This window comes from Gilvimarinus sp. F26214L, assembly GCF_054401055.1.
The window spans coordinates 1-16,995 of record NZ_JBTIYG010000022.1; the positions used below are offsets into that span (position 1 = coordinate 1).

Here is a 16,995-nt window from a genome sequence, read left to right on the forward strand (position 1 = left end):
TAACCCAACCTACAAGGCGCATCGCAGAGCCGATCCATCTGAGTGCGTAGGTTGGGTTAGCGAAGCGTAACCCAACATGGCCACCTAACCATCAAAATCGAAAACGCTTGGGAAGGCGTGTTTTACCCGGTCCGGTACGGCCGCCAGCCACTCCTCGCGGACAGCTTCCTCGTCCACGTCATCATCTCCCTCGAAATCTACCACCTGGAAATAGGTCTCGCCTTCGGGGTTGCGGGCGTAGTATCCGTCGTGGCCGTATTCGTGGCTGATGCTGCCGTAAACCTCGACTTTGCCCTTTTCCACCAGTCCCTCCATGGCATACATCCATTCCTCACCGAAGATGCGGATCATCATCGCTCCGCCCTGCCGTTGGAAGCCCTCGTGGGGGAAGGGCCTGCCATCGTAAAACCGCAGCATCGAGTGAGCGTCTTTCAGGGACGGAATGCCGGCGCTATCAAACAGAGCGGCCATGCTGTCCCAGGAAACCGTGTCTGAATCCGACCCGAGTCCATCAAGTACAGGGTCTGGGGCGTAAATCACGATGGTACCCAAGGCTTCGGACATCAACTCTCTCCTGGCAATGCGCCTGCTTGCTCGCGCTCATTTATGATGTGCGGCGCACGCCGCGCCGGGGCAGCGATGTTGCCCGCAACCGCTCATGTCGTCAAATGCCACACCCCTTCCGAATTCTGCTGACAAAAATCACGCTCGCCTCTTGCAGAGCTTATTGCGAATGATTATCATCTGCGCCCATTAACACCTATCAAGTGCATTTGTTAAGCATTCCCATATCGCAGACCACTCCACGGAGCAGAATTATGAAATCAGGGGCAAAAGGAGCCAGCCGGGGCAGTCTGGCGTTCGCGGTGGCCGTCGCATCTCAGATCGCCTGGGCGGCGGAGGGCGAATCTCAAAAGGTCATCGAAGAGATCGTCGTGACCGCAGCGGGCTTTCAACAGAACATCGCCGATGCGCCTGCCAGCATTACGGTGATTCCCCGAGCCGAACTGGAAACGCGACACGTACGGGATTTGGCCGACGCACTATCCGCGGTGGAAGGCGTGGATGTAGGCGCGCCCCTCGGCAAGAATGGTGGCCGCGCCATCAGTTTGCGCGGCATGCCGGCGGAGTACACCTTGTTTCTAGTGGACGGGCGCCGACAGGATGCGGCAGGCAATGTAACGCCCAACGGTTTCGGACAGACCCGCAGCAGCTTCATGCCACCGCCTTCTGCCATTGAGCGCATCGAAGTGGTGCGCGGGCCCATGTCCACCCTATACGGTGCGGATGCCATGGGCGGCGTGATCAACATTATCACCCGCACCCCGGATGAAAACTGGGGCGGGGAGGTGCGGGTGGACGGTACACTCCAGAACGACGATCGCTTTGGCGATGATCGCAACGGCAGCGTCTATCTGGACGGCCCCGTCATCCCCGGCAAAGTAGCACTGGCACTGCGAGGTCGCAGCTACCAGCGTGACGAGAGCGTTTACACCTTCGAAGATGCCAACGGCAACCCGGTCGAGGACGGCGGCATTGCCGGCGGCCCGGCGGTAACCGAAATGGACACCACCAGCCTGGGGGCCCGCCTCACCTGGACGCCGGATGACGAGCAGCGCATCTGGTTCGACGCGGACGTGAACGAGCAGCAGTATGACAACGGGCAGGGCCAGCTTGGAACTCTGGGCTCGGGCTACCTGCCGGAACTGGAATTCAATCGCGAGCAGTACGTGCTCGCCTATACCGCGATGGTGTGGGACGGGTTTCTGGATGCGGATCTGACTCACAACACCACCGAAACCCTGGGGCGCACGCTTCCTGCCGACGTGCCGGGAACCGGTCGCCGCGCAGGCGACGCCCGCCAGATTGAAGCGACCAACGACATTCTCAATCTTAAATTTTACCGCTCTCTCGGCGATCACACGTTTACGGTTGGCGGACAATACTGGGAAGCGGAAATGATCGAGGGCCTGAGCCCGAAGGTGTTCACGCACGATCAGGTAGCGGTCTTCGCCGAAGACGAGTGGCGATTGCTGGACCCTCTGGCTCTGACCCTCGGCGCCCGCTACGACGACCACAGTGTGTTCGGCGACAACTGGAGCCCGCGCGCTTACCTGATTTACGATGCAAGCGATTCAATCACGGTCAAGGGTGGCGTGAGCCGCGGCTACAAGGCCCCGAGCCTGGACCAGCTTGCCGACGGCATTGTGGGCTTTGGCGGCCAGGGCACCATTCCCCTGCTCGGCAGCCCTGACCTGGGGCCGGAAACCAGCACCAACTATGAAATGGGTTTGTACTACGACAACGGTGCAGGCTTTGTGGCCAACGCGACCGTCTACCGCAGTGACTTCGAGGACAAGATTGCCAGCGGCCCGGGCGTCGCGAACTGCAGCTACAACGTGACCGAAGCAGATTACCAGGCGGGCAACTACAGCACGGAAGGCTGTACGGATGTGGGCTGGTACCCGGAAGGACGTGGCGGCCCTATCGTAGAGTTCGGTCAGAAGGTGAATGTGGACAAGGCTGAAACCCAGGGCGTGGAGCTGGGAATGAAGCTCCAGCTCACCGAAGCAATCAGCACATCCTTGAGCTACACCCATTCCGACAGCGAGCAGAAGAGCGGCGCTGACGAAGGCGAACCCCTCGTTGAACTGCCCAAACACCGACTTACGGGGAGCATCAACTGGGCGGCGATGGACGCCCTGAATCTGCGGCTCCGCGGCGAATACAACAGCAGCCGTTACCGGGGCACCGGACGCAGCAACGATGCGGCCCAGGAACAACTCGGGGACTACGAGGCCTACTCGGTCTTCAATCTGGGCGGGAGCTATCAGTTTTCCGACAACCTGCGATTGAGCGCCACCATTTACAACCTTGCGGACAAGAATTTTATCGAGTACCGCCCCTTCGATTACCGCGGCGACACCGTGTACTCCAACACTTATGCGATCGCCGAAGAAGGACGTCGATTGTGGGTGTCCCTGAGTTTGGCGTTCTAAGGACCCTCTCCGGTCGTTGTGTTCCTTGCCGTTCCAATCTCCCGGGCGGCAAGGTTTTTTTATTCACTTCCCGCCTGCAATCTCACCTGCCGCAATCAGGTTTGCGATCTCCGTATCCTCGAAGCCAAAACTTTTGAGTACGTTTTCGCTGTGCTCCCCAATGGTTGGCGCGGGTCTTTCCAGTTGCGCCTTGCTGCGACTGAAACGGGGCGCGGGCGCCGGTTGCAAAATTCCATCGTGCTTCACAAAGGTTTCCCGGGCGCGGTTGTGTGGATGGTGGGGCGCTTCACCCAGGTCGAGCACTGGAGCAACGCAGGTGTCGCCCTCAAGGAGCTGGCACCACTCGTCCCGGGACCGGGTGCGAAACAAGCGGGCAAAGCGCTCACTGAGATCGGGCCACGAAGCGGGATCCTGGGTTGCAAACGCTTCGTCGCTCAGCCCGCACTTCTCCAGCAGCTCGCGGTAGAACTGAGGCTCCAGGGCACCCACGGCGATGAACTTGCCATCGCTGCATTCATAGCTGCGATAAAAATGCGCCGCGCCGTCCAGCAGATTGCTTTCGCGGGTATCGTTCCACATACCATTTGCGTGCATGCCGTAGAAAACGGTCATCAACAGGGCACTGCCGTCCACCATGGCCGCATCCACCACCTGCCCCTTCCCGGAGCTGTTCCGCTCCAGCAGGGCGGCGAGCACCCCCAGCCCCAGCAACATCCCGCCGCCACCGTAATCGCCCACCAGGTTCAGGGGCGGACTCGGCGGCCGGTCCGCAGCGCCCATGGAATGCAGGGCGCCGGTCACAGCGATGTAGTTGATGTCGTGGCCTGCCGACTGGGCGAGCGGCCCTTCCTGGCCCCAGCCGGTCATGCGCCCGTACACGAGTTTCCCGTTACGCTGCAGGCACGCGTCGGGGCCGAGGCCGAGGCGCTCCATAACCCCGGGCCGAAAACCTTCCAGAACCACGTCCGCACCCTCGAGCAATCGCAGCACCGTCTCACGTCCTGCACTGGATTTCAGGTTCAGAGCGATGGACCGGCGACCGCGATCCACCAGCCCGTTCTGACTGCGCTTGCCGGTTTGATCCAGGCGATCGACGCGGATCACCTCGGCGCCCAGGTCGGCCAGCAACATGGCGCAAAAGGGAGCAGGACCAAGCCCGGCAATTTCAATAACGCGGATTCCGTTCAACGGGCCCATGGTTATCTCCTGATTGATGTGCATGGCAGTTTTGAGTTTGGCAACAGCGTTCGCCCTTGAAATTCAGGAATGCTCATGCCTGCGGTGAATGCCTCGAAGCATTTTGGTGAAAAACCGGGACGGGGTCCAGGTTGGAATCGCGGACCCGCGGGTCCGTTTGCCCGTTGGTTTATTCTCGCCAGTGCCGCGCGCTCTCAGTCGCCCGCCGCTGCTTCCAGCCGCGCGATCTGGTCCAGAGTCCAACTCACCAGCCGGTCACTGAGGCGGTCCGCGGCACGACCAAATGTCGCCACCACTGTTTCGATGTCTTCGTCGGGGCTCGGCTCGCTGATTTCAAAACGCCTGGCCGCAAGCACGCGCCGGCCCGCGCTGTCGGTGAGGCGCACGTCGAGCCGGATTCGCACCCGAGGCTCCCCTGCTTCGTACTCGCTCTGAAAGGCCTGCAGCTTGCTGTGCAGCTCCAGGTCGGCCGCAAACCTGTTTTGGTCGTCATGGACACCCGCCAGACGGCCGTTTTCAAGGAAGGCTTCGATCACGCGATCCCGCAGCAGACTGGGGACCGGTTCGCTCCAGCGCGCGCCGCGATACGCGGTGACCTCGTTATCCCGGGGCAATACCGCAATGCGGGCAGTGGACAGCACGGGGCCCGCTTGAGGGCTGCGCACACGCAGGATGGTCGACAGTCCGGGGCCGGAGCCGGCCACTGACTCCGACGTTTGCAGAGGCAGAACGAACAGCCGCAGGCTTTCCGGCTCCGGCAGGACGGTGCAGGCCACGAGCCAGAACATCATCAGGAAGAGTGGCAGGAGTCGCGCAGGCAGCTCGCAGGCAAATCTCAAGGCTCAAACTCCTCAACCTCTTCCCGTCGAAACAGAAAGCCGCTCGGGTTTTCCTCCAGCCGGCGACTGATTCGATTGAGGTTGCCCAGGGTACCGCGCAGTTCCTCCAGCGCCGGTCCCAGATCCGACAAGCCCTGTAACCCGCTGTCCACCGCGCCCTGGTTGTCTTGCAGCAAGGTGTCCAGCCGTTCGCTCGCCTGCTGCAGGTCGCGGGTGGCTTCCCCTGCGCGGGTGAGCAGCCCCCGGCGTTCGTGGTTCAGGGATGCATCCGTGTTGCGCGCGAGCAGAATGATTTCGTCCATGGCGGTTTCCGCCTTGCGGCTCAGTTGTGCGATGTCGCCGCTTTGCTCGGCAATCACTCTGGTGCTCTCCTCCAGATGGTCCAGAGTGTTGGCAATGCGCTCGATGTTCCGGTCCGAGAGAAGCTGGTTAGCACTTTCCAAAAGCTCGCTGATACTGATGATCAGGCCTTCCCCCGATTCCAGAACGGCGCCGAATGAGGATGGTTCGGCAACAATGAGCGGCGGGTTGCGCGAGTCTCCCTCGATGCGCGAACTCTCCGGAGTACCACCGGAGAGCTGAATCTTCATCGCCCCACTGATGTTGGCCAGCCCCAGATCCGCCTTGGTGTCTTCGTTGACCGGCGTATCCGCATAAACGCGGATGAGGGCGCGCACCCGCCGCGGATCGTCCGGATTGAGACTGAGATCCACCACGTCCCCCACGGGGATGCCGCTGTATTCCACACGGCTTCCGACCGACAGGCCGCTGACGGGGCGCGTGAAGCCGATGATGAAGTACTGATAGTCCTCGTCCGCGGCGGGCTTGGCCAGCCACAGCGCGAACAGCAGCCCGCTGACAACTGCAACAACAACGAACAACCCGATGATTACATGGTGGGCCCGCGTCTCCATGGGCTTTACCTCCTTTTCCGATCCTGCTTCGCACCTTCCCGGGCCGCCACTGCGGCGGCGCGCCCACGTGGCCCCTGGAAGTAGGCGCGCACCCAAGGATCATCGCTGCCTGAAACCGTTGTCAGATCCCCGGCGATCAGCACCCGTTTCTGCGCCAGCACCGCCACCCGGTCGCAGATGCGATGGATCGTGTCCAGGTCGTGGGTGACCGCGAACACAGTGAGTCCGAGCGCGTCGCGCAGCGTGAGTATCAACTGGTCGAAGGCCGCCGCCCCGATCGGGTCGAGCCCGGCGGTGGGCTCATCCAGAAACAGGAGCTTCGGGTCGAGGGCGATGGCACGGGCCAATGCCGCACGCTTGACCATTCCGCCGGACAATTCGGCCGGATACTTGCGGGCAGCGTCAGCCGACAGTCCGACCAGGGCGATCTTCTGCTCCGCTAGAAGTTCTGCATCCCTCCGGCCCAGCCCCGCGTGTTCGACGAGGGGTACTGCCACGTTTTCCTGCACGGTCAGTGAGGTGAACAGGGCGCCGCTTTGAAAAAGCACACCTGCGCGGCCCTGCAAACGGGAACGCTCACGTTGGGACAGTTGCCACAATCGCTGCCCCAGCAGACGAACCTCCCCCGCGGTGGGGCGGTGCAGGCCCACGCTGCTGCGCAGCAGCACGGACTTGCCCGCGCCGGAGCCACCGATGACACCGAGTATTTCCCTGGGCCACAGATCCAGATCCAAACCCTCGTGCACCGTTTTCGGCCCGAACCGGTTCACCAGACCGCGAATGGCAAGAACTGCATCCTCCATTCCTAAAGATCCATTTGCATAAAAAACAAGGCCGCAATGGCATCCAGCAAAATGACCATAAAGATGGACTGCACGACGCTGGAGGTGGTGTGTTCGCCCACCGATTGCGCGCTTCCGCTGACCTTGAACCCTTCCACGCAGCCGATCACCGCGATCACGAAGGCGAAAACGGGGGCCTTGCTCAAGCCCACCCAGAAGTGGCTCACGGAAATGTCACTCTGGAGAATCGATACATACATCAGAGGAGTAATATCCAGGGCCAGGGCCGAAACCGCCAACCCTCCAGCGATGCCGCTGACCATGCCCACCAGAGTCAGAATCGGCAGCGTTACGATCAATCCCAGTACCCGCGGAAGCACCAGCAGTTCCACCGGGTCGAGCCCCAGCACACGAATTGCGTCCACTTCCTGGTTGGCCTTCATGGAGCCAATCTGGGCCGCAAAGGCACTGCCGGTGCGACCGGCCAGAAGTATCGCCGCGAGTAAAACGCCGAACTCCCGAAGGAACGAGAACGCAACCAGGTTTACGGTGAAGACGCTCGCGCCAAACTCCGCAAGTACGGTAGCGCCAAGAAAGGCGACAACCGCACCCACCAGGAAGGTCAGCAGAGCGACAATGGGAAGTGCGTCGAGGCCGGTGTTCTCGATCTGCGCCGCGAGAGCGGTCAGCCGCCAGCGCCCCGGCTTCGGGATGGTGGTAACCAGTGTCTGCAAAGTGAGACCCATAAAGCCAAGCAGCGTGCGCTGCTGACTCCAGACTGTTTCGATCGTGCGGCCGATGTGGGCCAACTCGGCAGCAATGCCGGACGGTTGTTCCACCTCTGGACTTTCCGGCTGCTCCAGCGCTTTTGCAACCGCTGAGAGGAGCGCAATTTTTTCCGGGGTGAGCGCATGGGGTTCGGGTGCGGGCTCGTTGCGGTCATCGGGAGCGTGGCGTCTACCGTGAGGCGCACCCTGAAGCTCTCCGATTCGCCGGGAGCCCAACAGCGAACACAGCACACCGGCCCCGGCGGTATCCAGGCGTCCAAGTGAGGACAGGGAAATCACATCATCCGTGCGGAGCCGTGATTCAACCCGTTCCACCTCCCTGCGCAGCTCCTCGTAGAAAGGCAGCGTCCAGTCCCCTTCAATTTGCCACACGCCCTTCACGTGCACTACTCGACCCGCGCCGCTCACATGTCCCTCGTGTCTTGACTCTCACGGCTCGTCATCCAGCATTATTTGAACCAGCATGCGCTTGTGCTTTTTTGCAACGCTGCTTTCTCCGACTGCGCGGTCGCTGCGAACGGGACCGGAATCGTGTACAAGGTCGCGGCGAGTGAGTAAGATCAGCCCACTGATACAGGTGTTACTCAGACTGAAGAGTTTCCATCGGCGGTTGAGTAAAAAGGTGCCGGGTCGCTGTTGGGTTACGGCCTTCGGCCTAACCCAACCTACGGTGTGCCTGCGCGCGGGGTTTGCGTAGGTTGGGTTAGCGTAGCGTAACCCAACAAGGGTGTGCCCCGCCGAGCTCCAGTGCCAGAGAGATGCTTGAGAGCTGTTGGGTTACGGCCTTCGGCCTAACCCAACCTACAGTGTGCCTGCGCGCGGGTTTGCGTAGGTTGGGTTAGCGTAGCGTAACCCAACAAGGGTGTGCCCGCCGAGCTCCAGCGCCAGAGAGATGCTTGAGAGCTGTTGGGTTACGGCCTTTGGCCTAACCCAACCTACGGTGTGCCTGCGCGCGGGGTTGCGTAGGTTGGGTTAGCGTAGCGTAACCCAACAAGGGTGTGCCCCGCCGAGCTCCAGCGCCAGAGAGATGCTTGAGAGCTGTTGGGTTACGGCCTGCGGCCTAACCCAACCTACGGTGTGCCGCGTGGCGATTCACGATGGAAACTCTATCTATCAACACTCCCGCATAAAAAACAGAAGGTGGAGCATTATGCGTTTGGAAAACAAAACGGCGTTCATTACCGGTGCCGGATCCGGCCTTGGCTTTGCGACGGCGCAGCGGTTCATTGCTCAGGGCGCGAAAGTCATGATTTTCGACTTGAACCCGGACACGGCGAAAGCCGCTGCGGAAAAGCTCGGGGAAAATGCCAGCTTTGCCGCTGGAGACGTTACCAACGAAGAGCAGGTTGCGAGCGCCATCGACAAAACCATTGATACCTTCGGTGCCCTGCATGTGAACGTAAACTGCGCCGGCGTGGGAACCGCAGGGCGAACGGTGGGCCGCGATGGACCCATGCCACTGGAGCGGTTCGAGAAGATCATTCGCACCAACCTGATCGGCACCTTCAACGTACTGCGCCTGTGCGCAGCACGCATGCAGGAGAACGAAGCCGCCACCGAGGATGGTGAACGGGGCGTCATCGTCAACGTGGCTTCTGTCGCCGCTTTTGATGGGCAGATCGGACAGGCCGCTTACAGCGCATCCAAGGGTGGCATTGCGTCCATGACCCTGCCGATCGCCCGGGACCTGAGCAAAAGCGGCATCCGGGTAATGACCATTGCCCCCGGAATCTTCGAAACGCCCATGATGGCGGGAATGCCTGCGGAAGTGCGCGACCCTCTCATCGCCATGACCCAGTTCCCCGCCCGTCTCGGCGAACCGGAAGAGTTCGCCCAGCTTGCTGGCTACATCGTCGAATGCGGCTATCTGAACGGCGAGACGATCCGGCTGGATGCGGGTATCCGCATGCAGCCCAAATAGAGACTGGAGCGATAAAACATGAGCAAAGCTTACATTGTCGGCGCTGTCCGCACCGCTGCGGGTCGACGTAACGGTCGGCTGAGTCACGTACATCCCATCGACCTTGGCGCAACGGTTGTGGATGAACTGCTGCGCCGCACCGGGATTCCCAACGATGGAGTGGACGATCTGATTTACGGCTGCGTCAGCCAGATCGGTGCGCAGGCGGGCAATATCGCCCGCAACGTTTGTCTCTCATCCAATCTCGCGCTGGAGGTTCCGGGCACCACGGTGGATCGCCAATGCGGTTCCGCGCTGCAGGCCATTCAATTTGCCGCCCAGGCGGTCATGTCCGGCACTCAGGACGCGGTAATCGCCGGGGGCGTTGAGGTGATGAGCAAGGTGCCCATCGGGTCCAACGTCAAGGATGGGCTGGAAAACGGCCGCGGCGCGCCCAAGGGCGAGCGTCTTGAAGAGCGCTACCCCGGCGTTCAGTTCAGTCAGTTCGACGGGGCCGAGTTGCTGGCCAAAAAATACGAGCTCTCCCGGGAAGAACTGGATCAGTTTGGCGTCCGCAGTCATCAGCGCGCGGCCGCAGCCACCCAGGCCGGCTATTTCGAACGGGAGATCCTGCCGCTGACCGTGAATCACCCCGAACTCGGCGAAGTGGTTCACGACACCGACGAGGGCATTCGCTTCGACGCCTCGCTGGAAGCCATGGGCGAGCTGAAGACACTGGCAGAGGACGGCGTGCTCACTGCAGGCACCGCCAGCCAGATCAGCGATGGAGCCGCCGCAATCCTGGTGGTGAACGAGAATGCACTGAAAAAGTTCAACCTCACGCCGCGGGCGGTCATTCACTCCATGACCGTTGTGGGTTCGGATCCGGTGATCATGCTGGAAGGGCCCATTCCCGCCACGGAAAAAGTACTCAAGTCGTCCGGCCTGTCCCTGGCGGACATGGACCTCTACGAAGTGAACGAAGCCTTCGGCTCCGTGCCCCTGTCCTGGCTCAAGGCCGTGGGCGCCGACATGGACAAGCTCAACGTGAATGGCGGCGCTCAGGCGCTCGGCCACCCGCTGGGCTGCACCGGCGCCAAGCTGATGACCACCTTGCTCCACGAACTTGAGCGACGGGAGCAACGCTACGGGCTGATCGCCATTTGCGAAGGGGGCGGTACTGCCAACGCCATGATCATCGAGAGGGTATAAGAATGTTGAACGAACTTCCCCGTCGATGGATGAACGACGAGTTGCAAATGCTCAGGGAGGCCACACGCCGCTTTTGTGAGCAGGAATTTATCCCCAACGCGGAGCGCTGGAACAAGCAGGGATTCATGGATAAGGAGGCCTGGCGCAAAACCGGCGAGGCCGGTCTGCTCTGTGCTTCCATTCCGGAAGAGTACGGCGGCGCGGGCGGCGACTTCCGCCATGAGATGGTGATTGCCGAGGAGTTCGATCACGCGGACGTGTCGGCCATCGGCATTGCCGTACACTCGGTGATTGTGGCCCACTATGTTCTGGCCTACGGAACCGAAGAGCAGAAGCAGCGCTGGCTGCCGAAGCTGGCCAGCGGGGAAATGATCGGCGCCATCGGCATGACGGAGCCGGGCACCGGATCGGATCTGCAGGCGGTCAAGACCACGGCCGTGCAGGACGGAGATTATTATGTGGTCAATGGGCAGAAAACCTTCATCAGTAACGGACAGGTTTGCAACCTACTCTGCCTTGTCACCAAGACCGATCCCCACGAGAAGGCCAAAGGCGTTTCGCTGATCATGGTGGAAGTGGACCGGGTGGAGTCTGGCTTCGAACGGGGTCGCAACCTGGACAAGATCGGCATGAAGGCTCAGGACACCTCGGAGCTTTTTTTCACGGATATGAAGGTGCCCGTGGAGAATCTCCTCGGGCCTGAGGAAGGACAGGGATTCAAGCAATTGATGCAACAGCTTCCCCAGGAGCGTCTGATCATTGCCGTGAGTGCGTGCGCAGCTATCGAACGGGCACTGAAACTCACCAGCGACTACGTGAAAGAGCGCAAGGCTTTCGGACAACGTATTCTGGATTTTCAGAACACTCAGTTCCGACTGGCCGAACGTTATACGGAAGCACGCATCGCCCGCAGCTTCGTGGACGATTGCGCGGCACTGCTGATGGATGGAAAGCTGGATGCCGCCACCGCCGCCATGGCCAAATGGTGGACCACTCAGAAGCAGTGCGAAGTGGTGGATGAATGCCTGCAGTTCTTCGGCGGTTACGGCTACATGATGGAGTATCCCATCGCGCGCATGTACGCCGACGCCCGGGTGCAGAAAATCTACGGCGGCAGCAATGAGATCATGAAGATGCTGATTGCACGAGAGATCTGAAGCGCCGCTTGATTCACCTTGCTGTATCGTCCGGCAGGCCGTCGGACAACTGTTTCGACGGCTGCCGGCGTTCCCATCGACTTCCAGTTGATTGCACGAAGTTGGGTAACCCTTTCTTCACTGCTTTCACCTGCTTGGTCCCTTCCCCTTACGAATCAAACAGTGGCGTCACGGTGCGCGGGCATTGTGACAGTCGCTTCCTCTCTCATCCACGACAGCATAAGGAATGGAACGCCATACCCACGCTGGCGCGTTGGAACCGTTTGTGCGGGAGATGATAGAGTGACCGCGCATGCCAGTGCCAGGTTGTCGACAGGACCTGTCGGGCACAACAAAAACAACAACACAACAGGGAGATCCATATGCATGAAAAATCCGGTTCCAGCATCCGTCCCTCATACCCTCCCCACCGGTCGCATCCACTGCTGGTAAGCACCCTCGCCGCGCTGCCCGTCCTCTTTTCCGTTTCGTCCATCGCTCAGCAATCGGTGATCGAGGAGATTGTGGTGAGCGCGCAAAAGCGTGAGCAAAACATGCAGGATGTTTCGGTTGCTGTCAGCGCCTTCTCGGGCGACGCCATCGAAAAGATGGGGTTTGAAGAGGGCCTCGATATCACCCAGCAAGTACCGAACATGAACTTCTTCGCCATTTTTGGCGAGGCGTCCAGCCCATCGGTGAGCCTGCGCGGTATCAGCCTGGTCAATTTTTCCGACTCCTGGGAGTCTCCGGTTTCCCTGTATGTGGATGATGTGTATCGCGGTAATCCGGCCGGATCCGCCATTCAGTTATTCGATCTGGAACGTGTGGAGGTGTTGCGCGGCCCCCAGGGAATCATCTACGGCCGCAATACCACGGGAGGGCTGGTCCATTATCTGTCCCGCGATCCGACGGAAAACCTGGAGGCCTCCGCGTCGGTTTCCTTCGGCAACTATGACGAGCGGATCATCGAAGGCTTTGTAAGCGGCCCCATCAGCGACGGCGTTCGCGGCCGAATCGCGGTGAAATCCACGACCGCCGATGGCTGGCAAACCAACGTGCTGACTGGAGAAGAGCTCAATAACACGGACAATCTCGGCTATCGAGCCAAGCTGGCCCTGGACGTTGGAACCAGTGGGGAGTTGCTGCTGAATGTTCACGGCAGCGAGGCGGATCAGAAGTCCGTGGGCTTTGCCCATATGGGCTATCTGCGCAGCAACGACAGCTCCGCGGAGAAGTGTCCCATTTCCCTTATCCACAAAGGCCTGTGCACCAGCACCATTTCATCCACCGAGGCGATTACGGGCGCCGGGGAAGTGAATGGCAACTTCGACCCAGAGCACGTCGCCTCCAGCGCCAGTGGTGGTTTGGCCACCCGGATCGACACCTTCGGCACGTCGATTACTTACAGCACCGGCATTGGCGATTCCATGGAGTTCACGTCCGTTACCGCTTATGAAGAGCTGGACAAGCTTATGCAGGACGACGGCGATGGAACCTCCGTCGTATTCTTCGACGAGCAGTACTCTGTGGATGCGGAGCAGTACAGCCAGGAATTCCGCCTGAACGGCAATTCATCCAATGCCGCCTGGGTGACTGGACTTTACTACTACAAGGATGATCGCGGGCTGGTGACTCAGGCTCCCACCGCTGCGGATGCGGCGGCATCCGGAGGCTTTTTTCATACCGAGGTGGTTGCGCTGGATACCCTGTCCTGGGCTCTGTTCGGTCAGCTGGAGTACGAACTCACCCCTGAGCTTACGGCTGTGGTGGGCGCCCGCTATACGGACGAGGAGCGAGAGTTTCGCTACGTTCCCGGCCCTCTGTTCAGCAGCTATACCACCACCTACACGGAAGACGACCTGACCGATGATGCAATCACGGGCCGGCTCGGTCTGGACTGGAGGCCGGCTGCGGGGACGTTGGTCTACGCCAGTCTTTCCACCGGCTACAAGAGCGGTGGCTACTCCGGCAGTTACAACGCCCGACCGGAAGCCCTGGCGCCCGTGGATGCGGAGGAAATCACCAATCTTGAACTGGGTCTGAAAACCGAACTGGCTGACGGTCGCATGCGGCTCAACGGGGCTGTTTTTGCCTACGAGGTCGAGGACTTTCAATCCCAGCTTTTTATTACGGTTGACGACGGCAGCCGGATCATCAACGCCGGTGACGTAAGGGGCCGGGGGGCGGAAGTGGAGGTCACTGCCCAGGTAAGCCAGTCCTTCGAGCTGATTGCCGGCCTTGGCCTGCTGGACACGGAGTTCGAATCGGACATTCTGTTTCCCGTGGCGGGCGATATTTATCCGCTGGACGGAAACGAGTTGCCCTCGGCGCCCGGCCTCACTTACAACCTGGTTGCCCGGTACTACCTCGGGCTCGGTGACGCGGGTGACATCACGTTGCAGGCCGATTACGCCTGGCAGGATGAACACTACCTGCAAGTGGAGAACGACCCCTACTCCTGGCATGACAGCTACGGCCTGGCCAATGCGAAGGTTAGCTGGCACTCACTGGAGGGCACCTTTGCGGTGGAGGCCTTCGTGAACAACCTGGCCAACGAAGAGTACTTCACCTACCAGAATACCCTCTGGACGGACTGGGGCTACGCGGTGTGGGGCAAGCCTCGAACCTACGGCGCCCGATTCAGCTGGACCCTGTAAGGGAAACCAAAAGCCCGGTCATTGTTGACCGGGCTTTTTCGTTACGGCTGCGCAGTTCGGTTCTTCTATTCCGGTTGCAGAACCAGTCGCCAGGCGACCTCTCCCGGAAGGAAGGAACTGGGGTTGCCTTCCACCCAGTCCCGGTGCCCCTTGTCATAATAGGGAGAGAGAGGATGCCCGCTCTGGCCGGTAGCCATGTGGAAGATGCCGTTCTCCTCATGGCCGGGGGCCACCACCATGCGCTCGGACGCGCCGGACGACTGGCGTTGCACACGTGGCATATAGGTGTCGCCGGGCATCGGCTCGGCAGGCATATCCAGCCACCGGGACAGGACGGGCAGCGCGCGGCTGAGGGGATGCTGAATGGCCAGGGTGTTGTACTTGCCCCAGGTCTGCTCCGCGAGTTCTTCGCCATCTTCGGTCAGGCGCTCCAGGGTTTGCGTCGCCATGGCGCTGAGAAAGCTCGGCCAATCCGGGTAGCCTGCAGGCACGTGTTGCGCGGGCCGGCTGCTCACCAGTGTCCAGGCCGGGTATTCGAACATGCTGTCCACGTAGACGGGCCAGAAAACCTGCTGTTCTTCAGTGTTGGTTCGGTCCGCCACATGGCGCACCACTTCCCCAAGGGTATTGTCGATCACCTCTTCCCGGAACACCTTGACGGCCAGATAGCCCACAGAGTCCGCGCTCGCCCGTGCGCCCCAGTCGGACACGTGGTTTTTCAACTCTTTCAAATCCGCGTTTTCACTGTGCTCCAGCACTGCCACAAAGAGCTGCTGCCAGCGTTCAAGAAACAGGGCGCGATCATCCAGGGCAATATCCAGCAGGTCCTGTTCACTCAGGGTTTCGCGCGCGAACAGCCCCGTCTCGATCTGCTGCTGGCGGGCACCGAGGGCGTAGTCGCCCCAGCCGACGGTCGCCAGTAACTCATCGGAAACAATGCGTGCGTTGGCCGTCCAGATCCGGCCGTGCTCCGGGTTCACCACGCGCGGATATTCCTCGGCCGTAAGGTAACCGTCCCAACCGAGCTCGCCGTTGGACCAGTCAGCCGGCTCAAGTGGGCTCAGGCCCGCTTCGCTATAGCCGAAGCGGCGCGGCAGGCGGCCCATGATGGTCCAGGCCTGGTTGCCCAGATGGTCAACTACATTGAGGTTCTGTCCCGGCATTCCCGCCGTGGCGGCGATGGTCAATGCATCGTGAACCGTGTCCGCCGTTTCCATGCCCAACAGGTTGAGGTTGGCGGCTTCAGGATCATGGGCGACCCAGCGCAGGGCCAGGAGGTTACCCTTGTGGTCCTCGCCGATGACCGGTCCCCAGCGGGTCAGGCGCACCTCGACGGGAATTGCTTCGCCACCACTGACCTGCACCTGTTCCACTTCGGTCCGAAAATCCTCCCAGCCTTCTTCCGTCATATAAGCGCTCTGCCCGGCATTGGTGTTGAGGATGATGCTGTCGTGGTAGTCGCCGTAGGAGTTGGTAAAACCCCAGGCAATATGTTCATTGGAGCCCACCACCAGAGTGGGCGCGCCCGGCAATGTGGCCCCGGTAACGCGGCGACCGTCATCCAGATACCAGGAGGCCCGGTACCAGATGTTGGGCACGCTCAGGCCCAGGTGCATGTCGTTGGCAACGGTGCCGGCCCGGTAGCCGTTCAAAACGCCGGACACGGACCAGTTGTTGGACCCGAGTTCGATGCTGTCCCGGTAGTTCCAGTCAGCGGCCACCTGCTGCTCCTGTTGCAGCTCCGCCAGCGCCTGTTGCGGGAAGTCTGCTCGCCAGTCGAAACGCTCGCCGTGAATGGGTGAATCCCACTGCCCGCCGCGCGGTGTGAGAAAGCGGTACCAGTCCTCCGGCAGCAGGTCGCGCAGGACGGCAACGGAACGCTCGTGCTCGTTCCATTCCGGCTGGAGATCCATGTACATGCTGTACAGGGCGAGGATGCTGTCCGCAGGAACCCAGGGCTGTGGATCGGTGCGCAGCAGGAGGTATTCGAAGGGGGATTTTGCAAGCGCCGCGAGCCCGGCGTTCACTCCGCTCGCATACGAATCCAGAAGGGCCAGCTGCCCCGCATCGGCCTGTTCCAGCGCCCGCTCCGCGCGCTTGCGCATCTGGTGAATGCGAATACGCCGGTCGTGGGGAAGTGCCGCTTCGCCGACCAGGGCCGCCAGCTCCCCCGCGGAGTTGCGGCGCAGCAGATCCATCTGGAAGAAGCGTTCCTGTCCGTGCAGGAAGCCAAGTGCAAAAGCCGTATCCCTGCGCGTTTCGGCGCGGATGGTGGGAATGCCCTGGCCGTCGCGCTCTACGGTAACGGCTGACTCCAATCCCGCCAGGGTCTGCTCACCGTCCAGAATGGCAAGGCTGCCGTTCAGGCTCCACCACAGCCAGAACCCGGCAACCACCACCAGAGCCAGCGCGGCAATGATAATTCGTTTGATCCAGCTTACTGCGCGTGTCATGGGATGCTCCCCTGCTTTTTTGTTGTTGTCAGGACAAGTGCCACTATATTCGCATACCGCCTTTCCACAGGGATAGGACTACGGCTGACCGCACGGTATCCACCAGCGAACCTGATGA

The 16,995-nt window shown here is 60.9% G+C and carries 12 protein-coding genes; 5 read left to right on the forward strand and 7 right to left on the reverse strand.

Features of this window, described 5'->3' with window-relative positions; translation table 11 throughout:
• Positions 1-84: 84 nt before the first annotated feature.
• Positions 85-564 carry a hypothetical protein gene (locus ACURWW_RS16685; protein WP_445618246.1) on the reverse strand — a complete coding sequence of 160 codons (480 nt, stop codon included), beginning with the start codon at positions 562-564 and terminating at the stop codon, positions 85-87.
• 254 nt (positions 565-818) lie between these two features.
• Between ACURWW_RS16685 and ACURWW_RS16690 the strand changes: the two genes are divergently transcribed.
• Positions 819-2,999: a TonB-dependent receptor domain-containing protein gene (locus tag ACURWW_RS16690; protein ID WP_445618247.1), complete on the forward strand. Its 2,181-nt coding sequence runs from the start codon at positions 819-821 to the stop codon at positions 2,997-2,999.
• 63 nt (positions 3,000-3,062) lie between these two features.
• Here ACURWW_RS16690 and ACURWW_RS16695 read toward each other — a convergent pair whose 3' ends face one another.
• From ACURWW_RS16695 to ACURWW_RS16715, 5 genes are all read right to left on the reverse strand, one after another.
• A complete protein-coding gene (locus ACURWW_RS16695; protein WP_445618248.1) occupies positions 3,063-4,196 on the reverse strand; it encodes a CaiB/BaiF CoA transferase family protein in 1,134 nt (377 codons plus the stop codon).
• A 194-nt stretch (positions 4,197-4,390) separates the two neighbouring features.
• Complete coding sequence (locus ACURWW_RS16700) at positions 4,391-5,035, reverse strand: ABC-type transport auxiliary lipoprotein family protein (protein ID WP_445618249.1); 645 nt, start codon at positions 5,033-5,035, stop codon at positions 4,391-4,393.
• Positions 5,032-5,949 carry an MlaD family protein gene (locus ACURWW_RS16705; RefSeq protein ID WP_445618250.1) on the reverse strand — a complete coding sequence of 306 codons (918 nt, stop codon included), beginning with the start codon at positions 5,947-5,949 and terminating at the stop codon, positions 5,032-5,034. Before ACURWW_RS16705 ends, ACURWW_RS16700 begins: the two co-directional genes overlap by 4 nt.
• 5 nt (positions 5,950-5,954) lie before the next feature.
• Positions 5,955-6,752, reverse strand: coding sequence for an ABC transporter ATP-binding protein (locus tag ACURWW_RS16710; protein WP_445618251.1), 798 nt, complete (start codon positions 6,750-6,752; stop codon positions 5,955-5,957).
• 2 nt (positions 6,753-6,754) lie between these two features.
• Positions 6,755-7,927, reverse strand: a complete 1,173-nt coding sequence (locus ACURWW_RS16715) for an MlaE family ABC transporter permease (protein WP_445618252.1) — start codon at positions 7,925-7,927, stop codon at positions 6,755-6,757.
• Positions 7,928-8,669: 742 nt separating this feature from the next.
• Between ACURWW_RS16715 and ACURWW_RS16720 the strand changes: the two genes are divergently transcribed.
• The 4 genes from ACURWW_RS16720 to ACURWW_RS16735 all read left to right on the forward strand — a co-directional run bounded on the left by ACURWW_RS16720 (position 8,670) and on the right by ACURWW_RS16735 (position 14,424).
• Entirely contained in the window at positions 8,670-9,440 is a 771-nt protein-coding gene (locus ACURWW_RS16720) for a 3-hydroxyacyl-CoA dehydrogenase (protein WP_445618253.1), read from the forward strand.
• 18 nt (positions 9,441-9,458) lie between these two features.
• A complete protein-coding gene (locus ACURWW_RS16725; RefSeq protein ID WP_445618254.1) occupies positions 9,459-10,631 on the forward strand; it encodes an acetyl-CoA C-acyltransferase in 1,173 nt (390 codons plus the stop codon).
• Between the two features lie 2 nt (positions 10,632-10,633).
• The gene (locus ACURWW_RS16730) at positions 10,634-11,788 is read left to right on the forward strand and encodes an acyl-CoA dehydrogenase family protein (RefSeq protein ID WP_445618255.1); all 1,155 of its coding nucleotides are present in this window, start codon (positions 10,634-10,636) and stop codon (positions 11,786-11,788) included.
• 362 nt (positions 11,789-12,150) lie between these two features.
• Complete coding sequence (locus ACURWW_RS16735; protein WP_445618256.1) at positions 12,151-14,424, forward strand: TonB-dependent receptor; 2,274 nt, start codon at positions 12,151-12,153, stop codon at positions 14,422-14,424.
• A gap of 65 nt (positions 14,425-14,489) precedes the next feature.
• Here the strand turns inward: ACURWW_RS16735 and ACURWW_RS16740 are convergent, their stop codons facing one another.
• On the reverse strand, positions 14,490-16,877 hold the full coding sequence (locus ACURWW_RS16740; protein WP_445618257.1) for a penicillin acylase family protein: 2,388 nt from the start codon (positions 16,875-16,877) through the stop codon (positions 14,490-14,492).
• Positions 16,878-16,995: the final 118 nt, after the last annotated feature.

Coding starts and splice junctions, on each gene's coding strand:
- ACURWW_RS16685 (WP_445618246.1), bottom strand. CDS start 564: ATGTCCGAAGCCTTGGGTACCATCGTGATTTACGCCCCAGACCCTGTA.
- ACURWW_RS16690 (WP_445618247.1), top strand. CDS start 819: ATGAAATCAGGGGCAAAAGGAGCCAGCCGGGGCAGTCTGGCGTTCGCG.
- ACURWW_RS16695 (WP_445618248.1), bottom strand. CDS start 4,196: ATGGGCCCGTTGAACGGAATCCGCGTTATTGAAATTGCCGGGCTTGGT.
- ACURWW_RS16705 (WP_445618250.1), bottom strand. CDS start 5,949: ATGGAGACGCGGGCCCACCATGTAATCATCGGGTTGTTCGTTGTTGTT.
- ACURWW_RS16710 (WP_445618251.1), bottom strand. CDS start 6,752: ATGGAGGATGCAGTTCTTGCCATTCGCGGTCTGGTGAACCGGTTCGGG.
- ACURWW_RS16720 (WP_445618253.1), top strand. CDS start 8,670: ATGCGTTTGGAAAACAAAACGGCGTTCATTACCGGTGCCGGATCCGGC.
- ACURWW_RS16725 (WP_445618254.1), top strand. CDS start 9,459: ATGAGCAAAGCTTACATTGTCGGCGCTGTCCGCACCGCTGCGGGTCGA.
- ACURWW_RS16730 (WP_445618255.1), top strand. CDS start 10,634: ATGTTGAACGAACTTCCCCGTCGATGGATGAACGACGAGTTGCAAATG.
- ACURWW_RS16735 (WP_445618256.1), top strand. CDS start 12,151: ATGCATGAAAAATCCGGTTCCAGCATCCGTCCCTCATACCCTCCCCAC.
- ACURWW_RS16740 (WP_445618257.1), bottom strand. CDS start 16,877: ATGACACGCGCAGTAAGCTGGATCAAACGAATTATCATTGCCGCGCTG.